14 protein-coding genes are annotated in these 22,385 nt (G+C 55.7%); 7 read left to right on the top strand and 7 right to left on the bottom strand.

What is annotated here, in order from left to right; genetic code table 11:
- Positions 1-50 precede the first annotated feature (50 nt).
- The 4 genes from FHS27_RS15785 to FHS27_RS15800 all read left to right on the top strand — a co-directional run bounded on the left by FHS27_RS15785 (position 51) and on the right by FHS27_RS15800 (position 6,755).
- The gene (locus tag FHS27_RS15785) at positions 51-2,684 is read left to right on the top strand and encodes a glycoside hydrolase family 2 protein (protein WP_246419879.1); all 2,634 of its coding nucleotides are present in this window, start codon (positions 51-53) and stop codon (positions 2,682-2,684) included.
- 352 nt (positions 2,685-3,036) lie between these two features.
- Positions 3,037-3,900: a MotA/TolQ/ExbB proton channel family protein gene (locus tag FHS27_RS15790; protein WP_184305879.1), complete on the top strand. Its 864-nt coding sequence runs from the start codon at positions 3,037-3,039 to the stop codon at positions 3,898-3,900.
- Positions 3,897-4,307 (top strand): ExbD/TolR family protein, encoded by a 411-nt coding sequence (locus tag FHS27_RS15795; RefSeq protein WP_184305880.1) that lies wholly within the window; start codon positions 3,897-3,899, stop codon positions 4,305-4,307. The genes FHS27_RS15790 and FHS27_RS15795 overlap by 4 nt, the downstream gene beginning before the upstream one ends.
- A gap of 27 nt (positions 4,308-4,334) precedes the next feature.
- Complete coding sequence (locus tag FHS27_RS15800; RefSeq protein WP_184305881.1) at positions 4,335-6,755, top strand: hypothetical protein; 2,421 nt, start codon at positions 4,335-4,337, stop codon at positions 6,753-6,755.
- A gap of 36 nt (positions 6,756-6,791) precedes the next feature.
- On the opposite strand, the gene FHS27_RS15805 is transcribed toward FHS27_RS15800, so the two are convergent.
- Entirely contained in the window at positions 6,792-7,661 is an 870-nt protein-coding gene (locus tag FHS27_RS15805) for a helix-turn-helix domain-containing protein (RefSeq protein ID WP_184305882.1), read from the bottom strand.
- Positions 7,662-8,002: 341 nt separating this feature from the next.
- Here FHS27_RS15805 and FHS27_RS15810 point away from each other — a divergent pair, with 341 nt between their 5' ends.
- The 3 genes from FHS27_RS15810 to FHS27_RS15820 are packed head-to-tail and all read left to right on the top strand — an operon-like array spanning position 8,003 to position 10,766.
- Positions 8,003-8,812, top strand: a complete 810-nt coding sequence (locus FHS27_RS15810; protein WP_184305883.1) for a PIG-L deacetylase family protein — start codon at positions 8,003-8,005, stop codon at positions 8,810-8,812.
- A gap of 11 nt (positions 8,813-8,823) precedes the next feature.
- Positions 8,824-9,645, top strand: a complete 822-nt coding sequence (gene nagB, locus FHS27_RS15815; RefSeq protein WP_246419881.1) for a glucosamine-6-phosphate deaminase — start codon at positions 8,824-8,826, stop codon at positions 9,643-9,645.
- Positions 9,642-10,766: a Gfo/Idh/MocA family protein gene (locus FHS27_RS15820; protein ID WP_184305884.1), complete on the top strand. Its 1,125-nt coding sequence runs from the start codon at positions 9,642-9,644 to the stop codon at positions 10,764-10,766. Before nagB ends, FHS27_RS15820 begins: the two co-directional genes overlap by 4 nt.
- Positions 10,767-10,949: 183 nt before the next feature.
- Here FHS27_RS15820 and FHS27_RS15825 read toward each other — a convergent pair whose 3' ends face one another.
- The 6 genes from FHS27_RS15825 to FHS27_RS15850 form a co-directional block, all read right to left on the bottom strand.
- The gene (locus FHS27_RS15825; protein WP_315854582.1) at positions 10,950-12,062 is read right to left on the bottom strand and encodes an alpha-L-fucosidase; all 1,113 of its coding nucleotides are present in this window, start codon (positions 12,060-12,062) and stop codon (positions 10,950-10,952) included.
- 203 nt (positions 12,063-12,265) lie between these two features.
- Positions 12,266-13,831, bottom strand: a complete 1,566-nt coding sequence (locus FHS27_RS15830; protein ID WP_184305885.1) for a hypothetical protein — start codon at positions 13,829-13,831, stop codon at positions 12,266-12,268.
- 115 nt (positions 13,832-13,946) lie between these two features.
- Positions 13,947-15,446 (bottom strand): sulfatase, encoded by a 1,500-nt coding sequence (locus FHS27_RS15835; RefSeq protein ID WP_184305886.1) that lies wholly within the window; start codon positions 15,444-15,446, stop codon positions 13,947-13,949.
- Positions 15,443-17,230, bottom strand: coding sequence for an alpha-L-fucosidase (locus tag FHS27_RS15840; protein WP_246419883.1), 1,788 nt, complete (start codon positions 17,228-17,230; stop codon positions 15,443-15,445). The genes FHS27_RS15835 and FHS27_RS15840 overlap by 4 nt, the downstream gene beginning before the upstream one ends.
- 350 nt (positions 17,231-17,580) lie before the next feature.
- Positions 17,581-18,459: a glycosyl hydrolase gene (locus FHS27_RS15845; protein WP_184305888.1), complete on the bottom strand. Its 879-nt coding sequence runs from the start codon at positions 18,457-18,459 to the stop codon at positions 17,581-17,583.
- Between the two features lie 777 nt (positions 18,460-19,236).
- Positions 19,237-22,173, bottom strand: a complete 2,937-nt coding sequence (locus tag FHS27_RS15850) for a PDZ domain-containing protein (RefSeq protein WP_246419885.1) — start codon at positions 22,171-22,173, stop codon at positions 19,237-19,239.
- Positions 22,174-22,385: the final 212 nt, after the last annotated feature.

Below are 22,385 nucleotides of genomic sequence, written 5' to 3' on the forward strand. Positions count from 1 at the left end.
CGATGCGTCTGCTGCTCTTTCAATTCCTTAAGCATTCAATGTGATCCCCCATGAGAGGTCTCGGCCGAGTACTGACGTTCGTTTTGATTGCGACATGCATCGCGCGTTCTTGCTCGGCGGTGTCGGAATTGCCCGACGGTTATCCCGAGTCGGAACGTCGCAAAACGAGCCTGACGACGCACTGGAAGTTTTACCTTGGCGATCCCGAGGGAAACTATTACCGCAGCGATGTGGATGATGCCAATTGGGAGCAGGTCAGCATTCCGCATACGTTGAAATTGACGGATATCAATTTGGACGGATGCGACGATGATAAAACTCAACTGACGTTCCATCGAATCGTTGGTTGGTACCGCCGTACGATCAACGTTTCCGATAACGCATCGAAGGTCTTCTTAGAATTTGAGGGGGCACATCAGGTGACGGACCTTTGGGTGAACGGTGAGCATGTGGGGCAGCATGCTATTGGCGGATACACGCCGTTCCATTTTGACATCACCAATTTTGTTCGGTCCGGCGACAACAGCATCACGTTGCGAGTGGACAACCGCCGCCGCGAGGACACGCCGCCGGACCCAGGGCCCTTTGACTATGTCAAATTCAGTGGGCTGTATCGCGATGTTTTTTTGACCGAAACCGGTCCACTGCACGTCACCTTTCCGTGGGAAGACTTTTTTGCGGGGGTGATGATCACGACACCGACCGTGGACCCGCTGCATGGCAACGCCACGATCTCGGTGCGCACCTCGGTCCGTAATGAGAGTGTTCACGCCAAAGAGTGTGGCGTCCTCACTTGGATCATCGACGCTGAGGGGATGGTCGTTCTGCGTCTGTGGGATACCGAACACATCGCACCCGGCATGGATCGCACGTTCAATCAGTGTGGCGGAATTGAAGAGGGATTGCGTCTATGGTCGTGCGAGGATCCGTACCTGTATCGCGTTAACACAACCATTTTCGACGGCGATCGCGTCGTCGATTGCGTCGAAAACCCATTGGGCGTCCGGTCCGTGACGCTGAGTAAAGAAGATGGGGTGCTGCTTAACGGAAAACCGATCGAACTGTTGGGAGCCAATCGTCATCAACATTATGCGTTCATCGGGGATGCGGTGCCGGACTCGTTGCATTTCAAGGATGTTCTTCAGCTCAAACAGCAAGGCATGAATATCGTTCGCACGGCGCACTACCCGCAAGACAACGCTTTGCTCGATGCGTGCGATCGACTCGGCATTCTCGTTTATGAGGAACCACCGACGTGGATCGGAATCGGCAACGATGCTTGGTTCGACAACCTCGAACGGGCGGCAAGGAGGATGGTCCGAAATCACCGCAATCATCCTTCGGTGATTATTTGGGGGGCGGGGATCAATCACCGGGGCGCCGTTCCGAGAATGCACTACGCGATCAAGCAGGAAGATCCGACACGTTGGACAGCGTCGAATAGTGCGGAGTGGACGGGTGTGCAAAATTCGGGCGTCACGGACCTGTTTACCAATATGGATTACGACGGGATCGACGATTGGACGCGGAACGAGTTTTTGCTCGCGATGGAGGGAATCGCAACGCCTGAAAACATCGCGTTGTACAGCAGCGATCCGATGCGATTGGGGCTGATCCACTGGACCGCTCACGCCTATTACACGTTCCATCCGACCAAGCATCCCGGTAGCCGCATGCGAAGCGGACTGATGGATGGCTTCCGCACGAAAGGAATCCCCGAGGACGCAACGTCGGGACCACCGGTTGCCATGCGGATCGTTGCGGACATGGAAGGCAGGGAACTGATCGCGGATGGATCGGACATTGTGATGGCATTTACGAGTTTCGTGGATCAAGAAGGAAACACGGTTCCCGCAACGGACCTCGACGTTCATTACTCGTTGATCGGGCCCGCCAGCATTGTGGGCGATGGGGTAATTGATGGAGCCAACCCGGCACCCGTTTCGCGGGGAGCGGCGCCCGTCATGATCCGAACCGGACTGTCCGCGGGTGAAATCACCATTCGCGCCGAATGTCCAGGGTTCGATCCGGTTGAAACGAAGGTTACGAGCGGGCCGTTCAACGCCGACTGGATCGCCGTGAATGCACGCCCCATTTATGATCTCCAACGCGTGCGTGTTGATATTGGCGAGAAGGGACAGCTCGTGCAGTTCGGCTGGCGTCCTTGGTTCGGTGAGAACGATCAACCGGCGTCGATCGCATTGGATTTTCTCAGTGGGGTGGCGGTGGAGTTGAAGACAGGTTCAGACGAAGGCGTGACTCGCTGGCTCGGTGAAATGAACGTCAAAGGCTTCCATGGTTTTGTGATGGGTGAGGGCGTTTGTGTGATCGATCCGGAAGGTTTTGAGTTGGTGTTCAGTGGGTTGCCTCCAGGTCGTTACGCACTGACGACGTTCCATCACGCTCCGGTTTCGAACACCAATTCAATGGATCCTAACCGCGAGCGTCTGCGTACGTTGAACATCCATCAGATCCCCGTTGCAAAGACAGTCAGCGTGAGCGCGAAATCGAATTCGACGAATACGGAGATGACCAGCGGTAAGGTTCTTCCTGAAACAGGACCAGGGACCGCCACCGTTCACTTTGACGTCGAAGACACCGACCCAGTGAGTGTGCATCTGCGCGACGACAATGGCGTGAGAGGCGTATGGCTCAATGGTTTCGAGTTGCAAGAAGTTCGATAGGTTTTGGAGGCTAGTTGCGAGTTAATCGGAAGCTTCATTCGAATCACCTACTGATTCTCTGTTGCCAGCGATTCAGTCTTCTCCGTAGGCGACTCTCGCCGAGAGTCGCCCCAGGCGTTGGTTTATCGCCCCAGCGGTCTCATCGACACTGCCCTACGCGTATCGATCTCGCTCGATGGGGGGCGAATGACCACTAACGCGGAATTCTGGCCGAGGACTCGGCGAAGCTGCTTGACTGTTGATTGTTAACAATGTAGCATTGGCGGCTTCGCAGTCCCGTGAGACGCGTCGGATTGACGGGATACGTCCCGCCAGCGAACGCTCTCAACACCGCTTTCGATCGAGAAATTTGATGCGTTCTGTTGTCGTCTTGGTCTGCTTAATCGTGGTCAGCCTCAGTGCTCGTGCGTCGTTCGCGCAAGCGGAGAGCGTGGACGGCGGCGTGGTGGTTTCCTCATCGGGCACCGACTCACCTGCTCTCGACACCGCTGAATTTTCGACGCAAGAGTCCAGTGCGGTGGAGGAACTCGTTCATAAGCTACGCCAAGGCGGGATCGTTGTCGTTCTCCAGATCTTGCTCTCGATCGTTGGTGTGTCGGTGGCGTTGGAGCGATTGGTTCATTTGCGAGGGAAGGCTCTCGTGCCGCCGAAATTGGTTGACGATGCCGACCGGTTATGGAAGGAAGGCAAATACGACGAATTGGTTGAGAAGGCGGGCAACGATGGGAGTCTTCTCGGGCTCGTGATCGAAGAGGTCGTCCGGCATCGTTCCGCGGGGCATCAGGTTGTGTCGCAACTCGCCGGTGACGTTGCCGCTCGGGAGATCCGTCGGCACATGCAGCGGCTCTTCCCGATCGCCCTTGTCGCGACGCTCGAGCCGTTGCTCGGATTGCTCGGCACGATGCTCGGGATGATCGGTGCGTTCGAGACCGTGGCGGTCGCGGGTTCGATGGGTGACGCCTCGATTCTCGCTGACGACATCGCCAAAGCCCTCGTCACGACGGCGGTCGGATTGATCATCGCAATCCCCGCCGTGTTCATCTACCAATGTCTCAAGAGCCAGATCGGATTCGGGAGTGCGGCGTTGGACCAAGCCGCCAGTGGATTGATTAGCGATTGGTTGATTCTTGCTCCGGCACCATCGGAGTCAGCGGTTGAAACCGTCACGGCGGACTCTCGTGAATCCGCTGCGGTGGAAGTGGAGGCCGTCCGATGAGGACTGAAATTATCGAAGAGGAGTCCATCGAACCCCAGATGGCTCCGCTGATAGATTGCGTGTTCCTTTTGTTGATCTTTTTCCTCGTGGCGACCACGCTCAAGAAACTCGAGCGGCAACTGCCTGTTCAGTTACCTCCGGCAACGCAGGCGGTCGAGGTGGCGATCAATCCGCAAACACTCGTGATCGCGGTGGATGTTGTCGGGCGAACGTATTTGGATGGCAATGTTGCCACGCCAGGTGTGTTCATGCGTCGCCTCGATGAAATCGCTGGTGAACGACCTGATCATCCGGTTCGCATTGATGCCGATCGTGGGACACCGTTTGAGCATGTCGTTGAAGTGCTCGAAGCGTTGAATATGCGTTCGCTCTCCAATGTCGCGGTGCACGTCGCGGACAAGCGATAGAAACCGCACTTTCCATTCGGACGCAAAATGACGTCACCTTCGATCAATCGCCAACGACAGTCGCCCGCTCAGTCACGCTGGCTGCTCGGTTCGCTGATTGTGCACGGCGGTTTTCTTGTGTTGATCTTGCTGCTTTTGGGCGGTAAAGACGCACGCACCAAGGCTTCCCAAGCGAATGCCTCTCGCGTAACCAGTAGCGCGCGGTTGGAGGAACTCAGCGAAAAGGTGCGCGAACTTCACGAACGTCACTTAATGGAAACGGTCGTATCGCTCGAGGAAACGCTGGAGGCGATGGCAGGTCTCGAACAGGAGCGAGTCGAGCAGTTACGTCAAGCGTATCCGGAGCAGACCGCATCGGCGTCCGATGATGCCATGACGGCCCACGATCAAGCGTTGGCGGCACAAGAGCGTGCACTTCGCAGCATCGATGAGGCGATATCCGCGTCCGATGCCCGCAAAACGATTGAACTCGCCGAAGCTCGCACGGCGGCCATTGACGAACAAACCGCCGCAGAAGAAGCGTTCTCACAAATGGCGGCCGCCATTTCTCTTGCGGGACGCCCAACGGACACGATAGACGAAATCGTGGATTTGCAAGTCACCGCGAGTCAAGCGTTGGCGGCGGCCCATGCGAAGGATCGTGATGCGGGGGCGGCGCAAGCCGAGATTGACCGGCGCTCGCACCAGAACTCACACGCAGTGGAGATGGTCACACGCCAGGTTGCTGAAATGCGAGAGATCGATACCGAAATCGCAACGCGACTTCAGGAGCGGGAAGAGGCGTTGGCTGCGATCGAACAGGCCAAGGAAACGTCCGAGGCAGAGATCACCAAGATTGCGGAGGCGGAAGTTGGCAAACAGTTGGCGAGTGACGCATACAAGCAAGCCAGGAAAAACGTCGCAGATGCTCAGAACCGATTGCGAGTCGCTCAAGCAACGAAGGATCGAGCTGAGATCGATGCGGCCCAACATGCAATTAGGAAGTCGCAAAGCCAAGAAAAGATGCTTCTGAAAGAACAGCAACGATCCGTCCAGGAGTCACAACGGCAAAAGCAAACGGCGAACGTTGCCCGACACTCGATCAAGGTGGCCGAACATCGGTTGACTACGATCGAACATCAACTCGAAACTCTCGAGCAACGTAAAGCGAGATCGAGTGCTCAGTTGCAGTCCGTCCAAAGCAGGGCGGATGCGAGCGACCGCGATTTGACGCTCCACCGTACGCGTTTGGAAGAGTCGAGAACGGAGTCGGAGACGCTGCTAGCGGAAGCGAGAACGGCGCAGGAAATCGCGTTGAGCAAAAGCAAATTGCTAAATCCTGTCACCGATGTGACGACCGCTGAGTTATCGCAATCGCCCACTAATGCTCAGGAAGCGTTCCAGCGTGCACGTGATTTGGAAAGGAAAATCGCTCAACGGTTCAAAGACTTTCGCTCGGCAGACCTAGCTCTCGTTCAGGCGATGAAACCGAGTGACGCGAGAAAATTAGTCAGCGTTCCTTTACCCCAACGTTCGGCAATCGATGAGTCCGCGTTGGACCAAACCGCGCGAACACAAGTGGCGATGCGACACCAGATCGAGACGTTGAGCAAAGCGGAACAACAGGCCACCACGATGGCCGAGTTTGCCCAAGCATTGCTGGAACGCGCCCGGGGACTTGAGCTCGAGGGACTGCAGATCACGCTGGCTGAACGTCAGGCGGATGCGGCCGAAGAGCGATCGCAATCCGCCGAGGAGGACGGCGGTGCGGTCAGCGACATGACGTCGTTAATGGCGCGGCGCAGTGATCAGAAGAATCAATCAGCACAAGCGACGCGTCGAGCGTCCGATTCGATCGGAAACGATGGCGATCACGAGTTCACTGTTGTCGATCAAAAGGTTATATCCGTACCGCCATCGCCAAAACAACTGGCATCGGCCACCCCGGCACGACGGTTTGGAAGCCGTGTAGGGGTGGCGAGGTCAGGTTGGACGTTTGTGGACTCGTGGTACATCTTGGGACCGTTCGACAATGCTCAACGGGCAAACATCCACAAGCAGTTCCCGCCCGAAAGCATGGTCGACCTCGACGCGACGTATCGAACGCGAGCAGCGATTGAGCCGATCGGATGGCGATTTTATCAGGCAACGTCGCCGAAGATCGAACCTCGACATCTGCAAGGGGAATACGTCATCTACTACGCCTGGACGCAGATCCATTTCGATTCACCCACGGATGTTTGGATTGCCGTAGGGAGCGATGACCGATCGGATCTCTGGATCAACGACGTACGCGTTTGGTCGAGCAGTGACGTGTTGAAGATGTGGGAGATTGACGAGGGTATGCGTCGTGTGCGGTTCGAAGCGGGATACAACAAGGTGCTGTATCGAATCGAAAATGGGAACGGACCGTGGGCGTTCAGTCTTTGCCTGAACCTCGACAGCCAGACCAAACCGGCATCACAATAAATGCACGCGTGAGGCGGGCGCATCAACCTCGAATGATCAAACCGTGTTTCGGAATCGGTTTCGATATTCGCGAGGCGTCATCTTACGGTGTTGTTGAAAGCGACGATTGAAGTTCGACAGGTTTTGGTATCCCGATTGTTGACTGATCGACAAAATCGAATCGTCGGTTTCGGTTAACAAGCGACAGGCGAACCCGATTCGCAGTTCGTTGATGTACGCCGATGCGGTTCGGCCTGTTGATTGCTTGAAAAAGCGACTGAAGGCCGATGCGTTCATTTCCGCGAGATCCGCCAACTCGCTGTGTGACAAATCCGGATCGGTCAAATTCTCAGTGATGTGGTCGCAGATCGTGCGAATTCTGGTCTCAGCTTGCTCGTTGTAGCTCACTCGATAGAGCGGCGATGCGAGTGGCTCTGTGTCGACAATCTGAGAGAGGTCGTTCAGGATCGACAACAGTGTTATTAGGCGGTTGGCGCCACGCTGGTCAGCCAATTCCATGAGCTGTTCACCGATTGGTTGCGCCGCTGTCGCGGGAAACCACAATCCTCGACTAGAGCGTTGCAACAATTGGTGTACGTCCACCAGTTCGTTGAGACCGAAAAAGTCGGCCCCTAAAAATTCTGGATGAAACTGCAGCACGAATGCCGTGTGGCGGTCGTAGGTCTGTTCACGGTATTCGTCTGATGCCCAGGTGTGAGGCAATCCCGATCCCAACAGAACCAATTCGTGGTCGGTGTAACTGCCAATGTGATCACCGACCATTCGTGAACCGACGCCCGTCGGAATGTAGGTCAGTTCCACTTCCGGATGGCGGTGCCACTTTACGGGCGATTTGAGTTTCGCACGATTGAAACATCGAAACGACTGTCCGTCGTCAGGGACCAGTTTTTCGTAGGAGGCTTTCATGAGGCCGAGGTCTTCATCAGGTTGGAGCGAGCAATCTCACACGGCGTGTCATCGATCGACGATGTCGAACTGGATCGGGGGCAATCTCAGTGGTTAATGATTTTGGATTGAATGAATTGCGAAAACATTCGCTCCGGCGATTCGCATTTTCGGGGGGACGTCGGACCTCTAAGTGCAGATCCGTCGTTGAACGATGTGAAATGCGCACGTTTGGCTGCGAATGCTTCCGGATGCGCAATGAGAGTACCATAAAAGGGCAAGAATCGTGGAGACATGCAAGGGGGAGGTTTGCAGAATATCCTGCGTCCTACCTGATTCTCCTTTTGCCAGCGGCATCTTTCATGCGGAACCGAGTACTTGTCCCTCATCGAAAGGTCGCTCTCGCGTTCATGGCTCACCCTGACGATGCGGAGATTTCGTGCGGGGGAACCTTGATTCGATTGAGAAAATTAGGGTGGGAAGTTCACATCACCTCCGTCACCGCGGGCGACTGCGGATCGATGTTCGAAGGGCCCGAAGAGACGGCAAGAACCCGACGCGAAGAGGGAAGGCGGGCTGCGGAACTGATTGGTGCCACCTTTCACACACTCAACGAACCGGACGGTCGGCTCGTGTATGACCGGGACGCGTTGCAGAAATCAATCGACTTGTTTCGGCGGGTCGCTCCGACATTGGTGATCACCATGCCGCTGGCAGATTATCACGCCGATCACGAGATCACCGGTCAACTCGGCCGCGCGGCGAGTTTTGTGTACGCGGCTCCCAACGCGTCGCAGGAGCCCTTGATCGATGGTTCGCAGGTTCCCTATCTGTACTACTGCGACGGACATGCCGGTGTGGACCGATTAGGCGTGCCGATCAATCCAACGACTTACATCGAAGTCACCGACCAACTCGATTTGAAAATTGAAATGTTGTCGTGTCACGCGTCTCAATTGGAGTGGTTGCGGGCTCACAACGGTATCGATGAATACTTGGTTGCCACGCGACAGCACAGTCATGCTCGTGGAGGCGACATCGGCGTGTCAGCCGCCGAGGCATTCGTTCAGCATCGCGGGCATGGGCACCCCGCTGATGACCTGCTATCAGAGTTGTTTCCGTTTCTGGAGGATGACAGCTCATCAAACCCTTCCTTGCAAGCGAGCTACTGATGAGAAGTATCATGCAAAGTCCCGATGTAGTCGGCATGACACACCAGACAGGTCCGTCGATGCCCGTTGTGCGTTTTCGCGAGCCCGCGGACGCGTGCAAACGAGTTGCCGCGGAGATCGCGGCACTGATTCGTCAGCGAGCGGCTGAGAGCAGACGTTGTGTTTTAGGATTGGCGACCGGTTCAACGCCCATTCGTGTTTATCGCGAACTCATACGGATGCACCGTGAGGAACGATTGTCGTTCTTCAACGTCGTTACGTTCAATCTCGACGAGTACTACCCCATCAAACCGGAGTCAGCGCAGAGCTATCACCGGTTCATGAGCGAACACTTTTTCAATCACATTGACATTATTCGCAGTAACGTGCACTTGCCCAAGGGCACCGTTGAGCTGGAAAACGTTTCCGGTTATTGCCGTGACTATGAAGAGTTAATTCTGCGAAGCGGCGGTATCGATCTGCAGATACTCGGCATCGGGCGAACCGGTCACATCGGGTTCAATGAGCCTGGGGCGAAGCGGGATTCTCGAACTCGACTCGTCCGGCTCGACACGGTAACTCGCAACGACGCGGTAAAGGATTTCGGCGATCTCGATCGCGTTCCGTTGTTGGCGATCACGATGGGAGTGGAAACTATTCTGCAGGCCCGGCGGATTCGATTGCTCGCCTTTGGTGAGCACAAAGCTCGAATCGTGCAACAGGCGATTGAGAACCGGATTTCATCGGCATTGCCTGCGACGTTTTTACGTGGGCATCGCGACGCGCAGTATCTAGTCGACTACGATGCGGCCCAATGCCTGCCTCCCTCTTTTTTCGGAACACCACTGCAATGAGCGACCTTGATCAGCCTTCTCCAATGAAACAGGTTCGCATCTTGTGTGTCGGCGCAGGGAACATGGGACGTTCCCATGCGCTGGCCTATCAAATGATCGATGGTTTTGAAATCGTCGGTGTTTGCACTCGCTCCAAAGAGTCCGGTGCCAAACTGAACGCGGAACTCGGTGCCGACTATCCGACGTTCCAGGATTTCGACGTGGCCCTTCGGGAGACACAGCCTGACGCCGTTTGTGTGTCGACATGGCCCGATACGCACGCGAGATTCGTCACCGCGGCGCTGGACGCGGGATGTCATGTTTTTGTCGAAAAACCGCTTGCCGATTCCGTTGAGGCGGCAGAAGAAATTGTTTCGAAAGCGTTGGAGACGGATCGGAAAGTTGTCGTCGGCTACATCTTGCGACACCATCCGAGTTGGAATCGTTTCATCGAAATCGCACAGACGCTCGGCAAGCCTTTGGTGATGCGGATGAATTTGAATCAGTCCTCCTCGGGATCGACATGGGAAACCCACAAGCAATTGATGTCGACGGTATCGCCGATCGTTGATTGTGGTGTCCACTATGTGGATGTCATGTGTCAAATGACAGGATCACGTCCGGTTCGAGTTTCAGGAATTGGTGCCCGACTGACCGATGAATTGCCGGAAGGCATGATCAATTACGGGCAACTGCAGGTGACGTTTGAGGACGGTTCGGTCGGCTGGTACGAAGCCGGATGGGGACCGATGATGAGCGAAACGGCATTCTTCGTTAAAGATGTCGTTGGTCCCAAAGGGGCGGTTTCGATCGTCGCTGAATCGGCGTCATCGACCGGGCAGAGTGATAACGTCGACGCGCATACGAAAACGGAATCCATCCGTTTGCACCATGGTGCGTTGAATTCAGCGGGCAAATTCGCGGAACCCGATGAGTGGATTCGCCTCGACGACGAACCCGACCATGACGGGCTCTGCTTGCGAGAACAGCAATTCTTTCTCGACGCGATCGTTAATGGGAACGACTTAACAGATCACCTCGAGGACGCGGTCAACTCGATGAAGATTGTCGCCGCGGCGGATGAAAGTTTCCGAACGGGGAAGACGGTCGAGTTGCAGACCAGTGAAACGGTCGATCACTAGAGCGTCTCTGCCAACGGGTAGGTTTTTCAAGGTAGCCGCGTTCGCTAGAACGTGGGCGGCCGTAGACCAAGATCGGGCGACGGTGGTTACGACAGAGATGGGTTAGGCATCTCGTTTGGTATTGCGCCGAGTTTGCAAGCCTTTTGTGGAATCACTCGTTCGAGTGAACGATTACGCCTGCCGCTAAGATTTCCGCAATCGCTTGCCAACTTCCTTTAGCGTGGCCTGGTCTTCCGGATGAATTGAACCGTCAGGAAGCGGACCGGTATTCAGTAGTAGATTTGCCTTCATCTTTTTGGCCGTCGCGAGCATCTTCATGACTTGGTCGGCCGTCTTGTGCTTGCCGTCGTCGGTCTTCATGTAACCCCAGCCATGCGGTTGCAAAGTGTCACAGATCTCCAGTGGCACGTCTGATTGACCTTTCCAGTGACGTTCGGGAGCTTTGAAGTCTTCGGTACCCAGTAGCCCTTGTTTGTAGGAGACCAATACCTGGGGCTGCAGTGAATGGATGTGGTCGTAGAGTTCCTGCAATTTGAACTCGTGCATTTTTGCACGGCGCGACGCGGGGGTCGCGTGACCGTCCAACCAAATGCCACCAACGGGCCCGTAGTTGGTTAACAGTTCGGTGATCTGGTTCTTCATGAACTCGACATATATTTGCAGATCATGATCATCGCCGGTTGCATAAAATTCCTCCGGCGGATCGTACTTGGGCCGTGCCGAACCGCCCCATCCTGAATTGTTGGGAGCGTGTGGGTGCCGCCAATCTCGGCCATGTGAATAGTAGAGATAGAAGCCGAGGCCTTTTGCTTGGCACTGGTCAGCCAACTCGCCGACGAGGTCTCGCTTCGCCGGGGTGTTGGTGCTCTTGAAGTCGGTGTAATTCGAATCGAAGAGGCAAAAACTGTCGTGATGCCGTGTCGTGATGTTGATGTATTTCATTCCGGCTTCGAGGGCCATGTCGGTAATGAAGTCCGCGTCGAAGTTTTTTGCGGTGAAACGACTGGCGAGCTTCGCGTATTCCTTTATGCGGATTTTCTCTTTGATCATCACCCATTCATGACGGCCGAGTAATGAATACAAGCCGTAGTGAATGAAGAGACCGAACTGGGCGTTTCGAAACCATTCGAGTGCCGCTTTGCGAGGATTGTCTGCGTACAGATCGGCGACGTCAGTGAGATACGACGGAACCGGGCCGCTCGCAACAGCGGTGCCGGCGGTAGTGGAATTTGCGGACACAAACGCTGCAGTCCCTGCGACGCTGGCGGTGAGGAAGTCTCGGCGGGTAGTGTTCACGGAATTTTCTTATTAGCTAGTTTCTTGAATGATGACACGGACGGGGCACTCCTTGTCCCGAGTGATTCGTGACGTGTGATCGACGATGTGCGACCGCGTAGGAGATCAGGCAATCTGCATGGGGGACGCTGTTGAATGAACATTCGTTTCTTGGATTGTAATTTAACGAGGCTCCGAATGGGCTTAGTCAAGTTTTCCATGACTCAGTCGAAGCTGAGCGTGACTTTGTCGAGCATCGGCTTCGATTTGTTTTCGGTGGTGTCGTCTAGTTTGACCTCAAACTGAAAACCGTATCCTGCGGGCAGACTCGAAAGGTCGAGCGATGCGGGCGTTTTCTGGACCTGCTTGGCAAACCCGGGTGTGTAGTCGTAGGTTTCCTTTACGGTCGCCCAATCGGTCCAAACGTTTGCAACGCCATCGTTGTCGGTGTCGACGCCCACGCGAGTTTGAACGCCGTCGACCCAAGGGCCGGGACTCGTGTAGTCCGTCTTTTGTTGGGTGATGAGATAGAACTGACCTTCGGCGAAACAAACGTCAGGATCGGGGTGTCCTTGTCCGACGTTGTCACACCACTCGAACGGGCCATCGATCGTCGGCGACGTGAACCAACCGACGCTCATACTGTGGCCGCCAACGGGATCGTAATCGCCGAACAGATAGTATCGCCCGCCGATGCAAACACTGGCCCAATCGCCATAGGCTTCCTGTTCCGGTTCATGGACATCGTATGTGGCAACGTTGGTTTTGAAATCAGGGTGCTGAAGCCAATGAGGGTGTTTGTACGTTGCGGTTTTGCCGGTCGGCGTTGTGCGGTTGTCGACAACAGGAGCGAGTATTTGGAAATCCTGGATACCGTCCTTGCTCACCGCGTGGCCGGCCAGAGGCGAATCCCATGATCGTTTGTTCGCATCGATCGGGCTCCAGTCCTCGTAGATTACATGGAAGTTTCCCTCGAGGTCGCGGATGAAGTTACAGTCCGAACCGTCCGACGGGTCTTTGAACGCCATCCCCATGTTCTTGCCAGGTTTGCCATCGGTGAGATCTTCGTCGATGTAAAGGTGAGGGTCTTGGTCGTTGGGATAGTCGTAATAGATGTAGAATTTTCCGTCGACGAATTCGGCGGTGGTGACCCATCTCGAGAAGTCTTCGGTGACCATACCGTGGTGGACCCAGTTCACCATGTCTTTGCTCTGCCACGCGTGGTATCCGCCACCGTGATTGTTGACACCACCGGGGGCGTCAAACTGATTTGGTAAGTTGGTCGTTAGCAACGGAATGTCAAAACCGTCGAGTGTCGCAGGTTTGGCGGCAAATGACGTTTGGGTATCGCTCGAATTGGTAACGTTCCTCGTGTCCTTTTTGCGTTGGGATGCTTTGGATTTTCGGTTGGGGGCCATGTAGCGACCGAACATCCAATAATCGTTCGGCCCGAGACTCAGCACGACGGGAGCGTCACCTAGATTGGACGGCCCGATGTTTTTGACGGGGTTCCAGTTTTGCCAAATGGGTGATTGGTCGATGGTGATCGATTGAGCGGTGCGTTTGCTGGCGAACGTTTTCTTCTTGCTGCGAAAGACGGCTGATTTACCGGTGGGGGCGGCGACGCCGTCGTCGATGCTCAGACCGGACTGGGTGTCCGTGTTTTCTTGCCAGTCGGATTGGCTGTCGATGATCCAGGAATCATCCGCGTGGACTCGGCTCGTGATCGATAGCGAGGTCGTTGCCGTAATTAGGAACAGGATGAGAAGTGGGGGGCGATTCGATTGCATGGGGGGGACCTATCGGAGGCGTGGAGGCAGGCGAGGCGAGGTGAGACGATCGGAGGTGAGTTGAGGCGTTGAATGTCGAGCGGTGGTCGTCGAAGCGTCGCGAAGGAAAGTTTCGCTAGCGGCGGGCTTTCTCAGGAATAGCACCCTGCCAACCTGCCTCCCACTGCGTTCGCAGCGATCGGATCAGTTGAGCGTGTTCGGGGTTTCCTGCGATGTTCTGGTTTTCTTGCGGATCGGTTTGGTGGTCGTAGAGTTCCTCGGCGTCGACGTTTGAGTGGTCGTTGACATCAACCCAACGAGTGAACCGGTACCGGCCGGTTCGCATTGAGTAACCCATCAACCGTTGTTTGTTGACGCTGCGGGGATACTGACTGAACGCGGCTGTCTTCCATGGTTCGTTTGGGGCATCGAGCACGGGCCGGAACGAAGTGCCTTCCAGGTCGTCGGGAAGTGGTAATTCGGCGAGGTCTGCGAGCGTAGGGTAGATGTCAACGAACTCCACCAACGCGTCGGTCGACTGACCGACGTGCTTCATTCCCGGGACCGACATCAACAAGGGGGCGCGTGCGTCGTCTTCGACATTGCTGTGTTTGCACCAACGGTTGTGTTCGCCGAGTTTCCACCCGTGGTCACCCCACAAGACGATGATTGTGTTGTCGGCCAATTCGAGGCGGTCGAGTTCGTCAATGACCCGACCGAGCTGAGCGTCCATGTAACTGACGCAAGCGTAGTAGCCGTGTTTGAGTTTGCGTGCGTACTCTTCGGGGAGGTCATCGGTCTCGGGCACGCCGCTGTAATTCCACATCTCATTGCGTCGGACCAATGCATACTCGGGTGCATCGTGTGGCAAAAATCGATTGGTGGCGCGGGGGATCTCGTTAGGATCGTACAAGTCCCAGTACGCTTTGGGGCAAACGAAAGGTAGGTGTGGTTTTCGGAAGCCGACGGCGAGAAAGAACGGTTGCGATTGAGTCGCAAATTCTTGCAGCGATTCAATCGCCTCTTCGGCCAATTCACTTTCACCGCCGCTGTTTGGCGGGTCATCGGCGATACGAAAAGCTTGCCCACGGTTGGTTTTCGTCGTCGGGATCGGCTTCGTCGTCGCCGCGTTTTGATTCACGAGTGTGTGGAATCGAGAGCGACTCGGACTGCTCGCGTTGGTCTTTGGAGCGGGTTCCGATGGGCTCCACGATGGAGAATCTTGCAAATCGCCATGGTAGATTTTTCCGAGCCCTCGTGTGACGTAACCATGGTTTTTGAATAACTGAGGCAACGTCACCACGTCAGGCATGGCGTCACGAAAGTGCGTCGTTAGGTTCCATACCTTGTTCGTGTCAGGGCGGACGCCGGTCATGACGCTCGAACGCGACGGCGAGCAAACCGCCTGCTGGCAGTAGGCGTGCCGGAATACCATTCCACGCTTTGCGAGCGAATCGATATTGGGGCTTTGGATCACGGTGTTGCCATAACACCCCAGGTCCGGACGTAGATCGTCCGAGACGAAAAACAAAACGTTCAGCGGCTTCGCCGGATTCTCTTGCTCCGCGTTGGCAGGAACGGTGAATGACGCAAGCGTCAAACACGCGATCCAGCGAAGGCACTGACGATATCTCATTTCGATTCCTCGGTCTTTTGCAGCTTCAGTTGGCGAAGATTCATCGGTTGCCATTTTCCGGCTACCGGTTTGGCCTGGATAATCGTTTCACCGGCTTCGTCGAACTGCAGCGTTCCGAGTGAACGTTCGACATATTTTCCGTATCCGCCCGTCGAAGGAACCGTTGCTTCGATTTGACCGCCCATCGGGCCGACTCGGAACGTGGTGTTGTCGCCTTCAACCGACAGAGTGGCTGAAACGACATAGCTGCCGGGTTGGGTGATTTTGATGTCCCACTGCACCGACGCTTGGTCGTCGAGCCAGTAGCCGACGTGAGGGATGCCGTCGTGTTCGCGGACCGTCGCCTCGCGACTGCCTTCGTTGTTGTTGATGTAGGACGAGTCTGCGGTCAGGACCAGTTCTCCCTTGCCGTCGGGAGTCGGTGTGACGGCGACGGTTTCGATCGGTCCGCTGACCTTCACCGCGATGACACTGGCGATGGAATCGGGCGCCGTTTTAGGAAGGGACACCAGCACTCCGTCTTCGGTCGCTTCGGTTTGGAGGACTTGGCCGTTGGCTAACAAGTGGGCCGTCTGCACTTTGTTCTTCAGACCGGGCACCATCAATTTGCCGTCGCTCGGCCAGTCGAAAACGTGGAGATAGAGGAGATGGTTTTGTTGGCTGTCGTCGTCGGAGTTTGCTGAGCTACCCGACTTTGCGGACTTCATGGTACAGCGTCCCCAATCGAAGGCGCCGATTGGGCTGGCCGTCGTGCCGTAGATCGACTCACTGTTGACGGTCATCCAATCGCCGATCTGCTCGAGTCGTTCGATCGCTTGTGGAAGCAGCGTTCCCTCGCCGGTCGGGCTGACGTTGAGTAGGTAGTTGCCGCCTTTGCTGGCGATATCGATCAAGTTGCGAATCAAAGTCGACGTCGACTTGAAGTCGTTGTCGCCGAGTTTGTAACCCCAGCTGCCGCTGATTGGCATGCAGACTTCCCAGTCTTTTCCCGGGGGCGCACTGCGAGGAATTTTGCGTTCGAAGGTTTTGTAGTCACCGGGGAAATCGTTGCCCAGGCGATCGTTCGTGATGACGTCGGGTACCAATTTCGTCAGTGAGTGCAGGCTGTTGAACGACTCTTCGCTCATCGCGCGTGGAGTGTCCCACCAGAATATTCCGATCGGTCCGTACTCGGTCAGCAGTTGGCGAACTTCTGGGGCTGCTTTTTCGCTGACGTACTCGTCGTTACTGACGCGTTGGATTGACTTATCCCAGTTGTTACCAATTCCTCCGGGGTGGTGCCAATCTTGTGCTTGCGAGTAATAAAAGCCGAGGCGGATGCCTTGTTTTTGGCATGCAACGGAGAGTTCCTTCATGATGTCTCGGCCGAACGGCGTCGCGTCGACAACATTGTAGGGGCTCGAGTGTGAGCCAAACATTGAGAAGCCGTCGTGGTGTTTTGCCGTGATGACGAGGTACTTCATGCCGGCGTTTTTGGCGCGAGCGACGAACTCATCGGCATCAAATTTGGTCGGGTTGAATTGCTTGACGTACTTTGAGTATTCGGCGATCGAGATCTTTCCTCGGTTCATCATCCATTCGGCACTGTTGGGAAGTTTTTTTCCGTTGTGTTCGCCGCCGACGACTGAGTAGACGCCCCAGTGCACGAACATGCCGAATTTGGCTTCACGCCACCACGACATGCGGGCGTCGCGTTCTTGCTGGGTTTCGCGTTGTTCTTCTGCCGACACTGTTCCCGCTAGAGTCAGGAACAGAAGACATAAAATCGTGAATTTTGAATGCATGTTTTTCATCTCAATAGGGTCTCAATCAGCGTTCGGTTTCTTCCGAAGTCGAACGCACTTTAATAATCACTAATTGGTTAACGTTGGGGTGGATTCGAGTTCGCTTCGCATGCGAGCGGACTGTGTGTATCGAATCGAACTGAGAGCCATTGGGTTGATCAATGGCGTTGGTGTTTTGGAATTGGGGGAACTCGATGGATGTCGCCATGTCCCAAATCTTTGTTGAGGATCGTGGTCACGATTGGCATCTTTGTCTGGCGACTGACGGGGGCATCGGCCGCAGAGTGTGCGATGTTTGTGACGCCGGCCAAAAAGGAAAAGTAACAAGCATGATATTGAGCGTTTTCGATTCATGACGTCGCTGCTCGATAAACGGTGCCGAGAGGCGAGAGCCCGCTCGATGTGCTGGAGTCGTACAGGCTCGAGATGTCTTTCGGTCCACTGGAAAACCACGCATACCGCTCGACGTAAGGGAGACGCTCGAGCATGGGCAGGGCGTGTTGCATGAATCGCCGGTTGTCTTCGACGGTCATCTTGCGATCCTTACTGCCAAAATTCAGCCCCGCGAACTCGGTGATCCAGATCGGCAGTCCGTAGGCGATGTAGAGTCTCTGCAACGACGCCAAAAAACTCTTGATGCTTTCAGGTCCCTTGATGTTGGGATAGCGATGAACGGCGAGGAAATCGATCCGCAATCGTTTGGACTTCGCCGTCTGCATGAATGCATTGAACCAATCCTTTCCACGGCGATTGTCCGTGACGGCGGGGCTGCCTAAACGCAATTCCGTTTCCATTAACCGAGGCCAAAGTTCGATCGCGCGTTCCACGCTCGTGTTGCCCTGTTTGGCACTGTCGGGTTCGTTGAATCCGAGCAGGTGGGTGACTTTGTGCGATGTTTTGAGCGTTTCGATTCGTGCAAAGCTCCGATCGATCGCGTCAATCTTTCCCTTGATCATGGGGACGAACTCGGCATCGTGTTGACCAGGCGTGGGTTGCCAGTACCAGTTGTAATACCAGCCCGCGCCCGTCAATTCGCATTTGCTGCCTTTGCCGCAAACGCCTCGTTTCGTGATACGGCCTTGGAGGCGCGACGATTGTGTTGATTGAAGTGGATCGCGCGTCGCCGCACTCGCGAGAGAAGTGATCGCGGGTGATAAAAGGCCTGCAGCGGCGGTCTTCAAACCAGTTCGTCGCGAAAGTCGCAGTTGGTTGCGGGGGAGGGAAGTCATTACTGGCCCGTTTCACCTCTGACGCGGCACGCTGCTGAACGGCAGATTGTGTGTGTCACCTTGTTTGCCTTTTGTCCGCAACGGGGATGGGACGTTCCACGGACCGGTGTCGTCATAAACGCACGGGCGTCCTGCCCGAATCCGCGACAACCCTGTCGCGTGCGTGCGGATCCAACGGATGAGGAAGACGCTTTGTTTGGGGAGCCTTTGCTTTCAAAATCGTTTGTCTTGGTCGACTTGATTCCCGAGTGGTCTGTTGAACCTGAGTGGCCCTTTGGGGATGGCGAAATGTCGCAGGCGTTCATGTTTTGCGGCAGTGATCGTGCCGACGCAAACTCGACCCGATTTCCATCAATAACCAAGACGCGATTTGTGCTCATGACAGGCTGTCCCTTTCGCCAAAAAAAAGCCTGTTTGCGTGCTCGGTGAATCATGATCACGGGAGACGGGGGAAGTCGTTTCGGGGGATGAAAGCGTCCTTAATTAGGCAACAAATGTAATCGTCGCACCGCTCGGGGTGATGTCCATTTGCGACATGAGGTTGCGCTTTTGCGACTTGTCGCTCTCGCGTTTGCTTGTCAGGCAAAATGGTTGTCTGACACATCTGCGAGGGGGGGTGCGTTGACGAATTACTCCAAGTGCATCTTTGCATCGGAACTGTCGCCGCCGCCGACAGACGATGGGCTACGTTCTTTTGAACGTCGCTACTTTCGAAAGCCAGCTTTTTTGGCGAGAACGATCTCGCATGTCGCGGCAGGCGAGAGGATGCTGCGAGTTTTACTCGACAGACAGTTCTTGAAACGCGGTGTTCTCTGCTTTGTCGGTGACCGGATTGGTTTGCCAACTGATCCAGCGGTAGGTGCCGAGTGCTTCGCCGGTTCGGGCGCGGAGCGATGCGGCATTGAAGGCTTTCGCGTTCATTGACGTCGTGTCGATCGTGCCCAGTGGCGTGAATCGCTTTCGATTAGATAGGTCCCAACCAGGATCGCGGTCAGAGTTGCTGCCGTAGATGGTTAGTTTTTGGGCTCCGCGGACTTTGCCGTAGTTGGCACTCCAGCTCGTGATGGCCGAGACCGGTTTGGATTGGCCAAGGTCGATTCGGTAGACGCCCGCATAGACGCCGTTTCCGAAGACCGGACCGTATCCGTCGGTGATCTCTCCGTCCACCAAGAGGTGCAGTGGGTTGTTCTTGGGGGCATCGTTCGCGGAGACTCTGCCTTCGGGAGATTTCGGGAGAGGCAGGTGTGAGAATTGATCGCCGGCATCGATCGACTCGACCAAGACATAAACGCCGGAAGTGACGTTCAGCGTCATCGGCTCTTGGTTGCGAATGATTTTTAGTGTCAGCGGAGCGTCACCAGCGGCACAGTATGAGGATAGGAATTGCGAGACGTCTTTCACGGGCGTTGCATTGATCGCTTGGACGAGATCGTTTTCCTGAAGTCCGGCTTGAGCGGCCGCCGTTTTTGCACCTACTTCGCTCAGCGCCACGCCGCCGTCTTCTTTACGAACGCCGAACGCGGAGAACTCTTCACCGGTGAGCGAATGAATCTTAGCTCCCAACCAATAGGTCGGGATGTCGATCGGGTTCATTCGTTCGGCTTCACGACGCCCGTCGGGGTTCTGCGTGATCAGTTGAGGGATGACGGGGGTTTTGGCGATCGCTTTGAGTGATGGCTTTTTGACACCGAACTGATCCATCGGGAAATTTTCGAAGCCGATTTTGAAGGCAGGAGATCCTTCTCGGACACGGAAGTCTCCGCTTTCGGGGGCGACGAATAAAGGATCACCCACCACAGAGTTGGCTTCCCAACCGAACTTGGCGTATTTGTCTTTCGCGTTCGGATCGGGTGAATAGAACAAGTTGCCGTCGACGCGTTTGCCTTTCGCTTTGTCCGTCGGCATCCTCGCACCGCGAGCGGCCATCATGAAGATGTTCGCGTACACTTCGTCGCCGCTGTTGTCGTACCAAACGTGCGGGTGGAAGCCGTTGTTGATGGTGATGTTGTTCCACGCACGTCGCCGGAATCCTTCACGTAGTTTCAACCCGCCCGAGAGCATCAAGTTGTTGTAGATGTCATAATTCGTAGAGCCGTCATCGAGATCGATATCCCATCCATGATCGCATCGCCAACGGCTGTTTCGGATCACGGTTGTTTCGACCGCGTCGAGAAACGGGAGGTTAGGATCATTATCTACGGCGACTTGGGTGGCATCTCGATCGCTCCGCCAGAAGCGGTCGCGTCCCCAAGAGTTGAAGGACCCGTGGTCATGAGTTTCTTGCACGGTATCGAACACGTCACATCGCTCGATTAAGTGGCCGCCCCACGCCCCGTCGCCGATGTTAATTCCGGCGCGGGCACAATCGTAGATTGAGCAGTCGCGAACCGTGATTCGTGCGGACATTTCGATCAGTACGCCGGTCGGTTGACGTTCAACGCGGCCGATCCCGTGGATCAAACAGTCGGCGACCTCTGAATCGGCCGGATAGTTGTTCGTCTGCGGGCCGGGGGTGCGGTCGATCTTGTTGAGGTCGTTCTTTTGTCCGTAGCCGAACAGCGGATTCCTGACTGCGTTGGGGTCACCGACGAAGCAAACGCCGCTCGCGCCAGCGTCATGGATGTGGCATCCTTTGACCACCGCGCGTCGGTTGTAGTTGCTGAAGATGACCGCGTTGCCGCCGACCTGATCAAACTCGGAGTCGAGAATCTGGATGTCTTCGGTTCCTGTCAAGAAGATTGCGCCGCCGCGATAGATCGCCCAGTCGCTTCGAAGGAGTGGTTCTTTGGTGTCCATGAAAGTTCGCGCGGCATGTCGAACGACGAAACCTTTTAACGTGATGAACTTGATCGGGGCGTCCGCGGTTCCTTGGAACTCGATCAAGTGACGGAGTCGGACGACTTCGACGACCGCGGCATTCAGATCGATGTTCGAGTCAGGTTTGTAGTAGAGGGTTTGTTGGTCGGCGTCGTGATACCATTCGCCGGCTGCATCGAGTTCCTCGAAAATGTTCTCGACCATGCGGAAGTCGCGATGCATTCCCGAGGGACGGTTATTCTGCCAACCGCCTTCGAACGTGACTTCGCCTTCGTCGTTCTTGCCACTGATCTGATAGTGGTATCCGCCCCATCGCGAGCGGTGCATTGCATGAATGAAGCCCCCGGCGGGGTCGACCCATCCGGCGGCACGCTCTTTCGAAAACGCATCGGCGGCAAACCCTTGGTACGCTTCGGTCTTCTTCGATGCGTCGAAGTTCGGGTAGCGAGCCATTCGCTGGTTCGAGCCGTTGACGAACAATTGGTCGATCTCGAGACCAGCGGCGGTCTTCGCCATGAAGATGCCATCTCGGAATGGCTGCCACTGAAGTTCCAATCGGCTGCCTCCGCTCAGCACGGCACCGCCTTCGTTCGTGGCGGTGTAGACGACCGGGTGTTCTGCGGTGCCCGAGTCAGCCGGTGAAAAGACGAGAGTTGAGGGCAGGTAATGGATGCCATCGCCGACATGTACCGTGACAGACTCTTTACCGGCCAGTGGTCGGGCGAGTTGTTTGGCTCGTTCGAGTGTGGCGACGGGTGAAGCTTGAGTTCCCACGTCCGCGTCGTTGCCCGTGGGAGTGACGTAGATGTCGGCCGCCGAAGACGAAGAGCCCATCGGGCAGAGTGCGCAGATAACCCCGGCGAGGGTAAGGATCGTTGGAATGGAAGGCTTGTTCATTTTCATTCGTCAGCTTCGAAAGTGCGTCAACCGTTGGTGGAATGCGATTGTTTTCCTCGCCAGACAATGGCGGCGGCGAAATCTTCGCTCGTCGAGTGGAGCGATTGCGTCGTCTCGTGTGGTGCCTCGCGTCGCGGGGGCCGATGACAATCGATTGGGTCGGGGTGACGTTGGGTCGGAGGCATCCATTGGGAGGGGATCATTGGCCAAGG

Origin of the sequence: Aporhodopirellula rubra, assembly GCF_014192335.1 — a bacterium.
In the GTDB taxonomy this organism is placed as follows: Bacteria; Planctomycetota; Planctomycetia; order Pirellulales; family Pirellulaceae; genus Rhodopirellula; species Rhodopirellula rubra.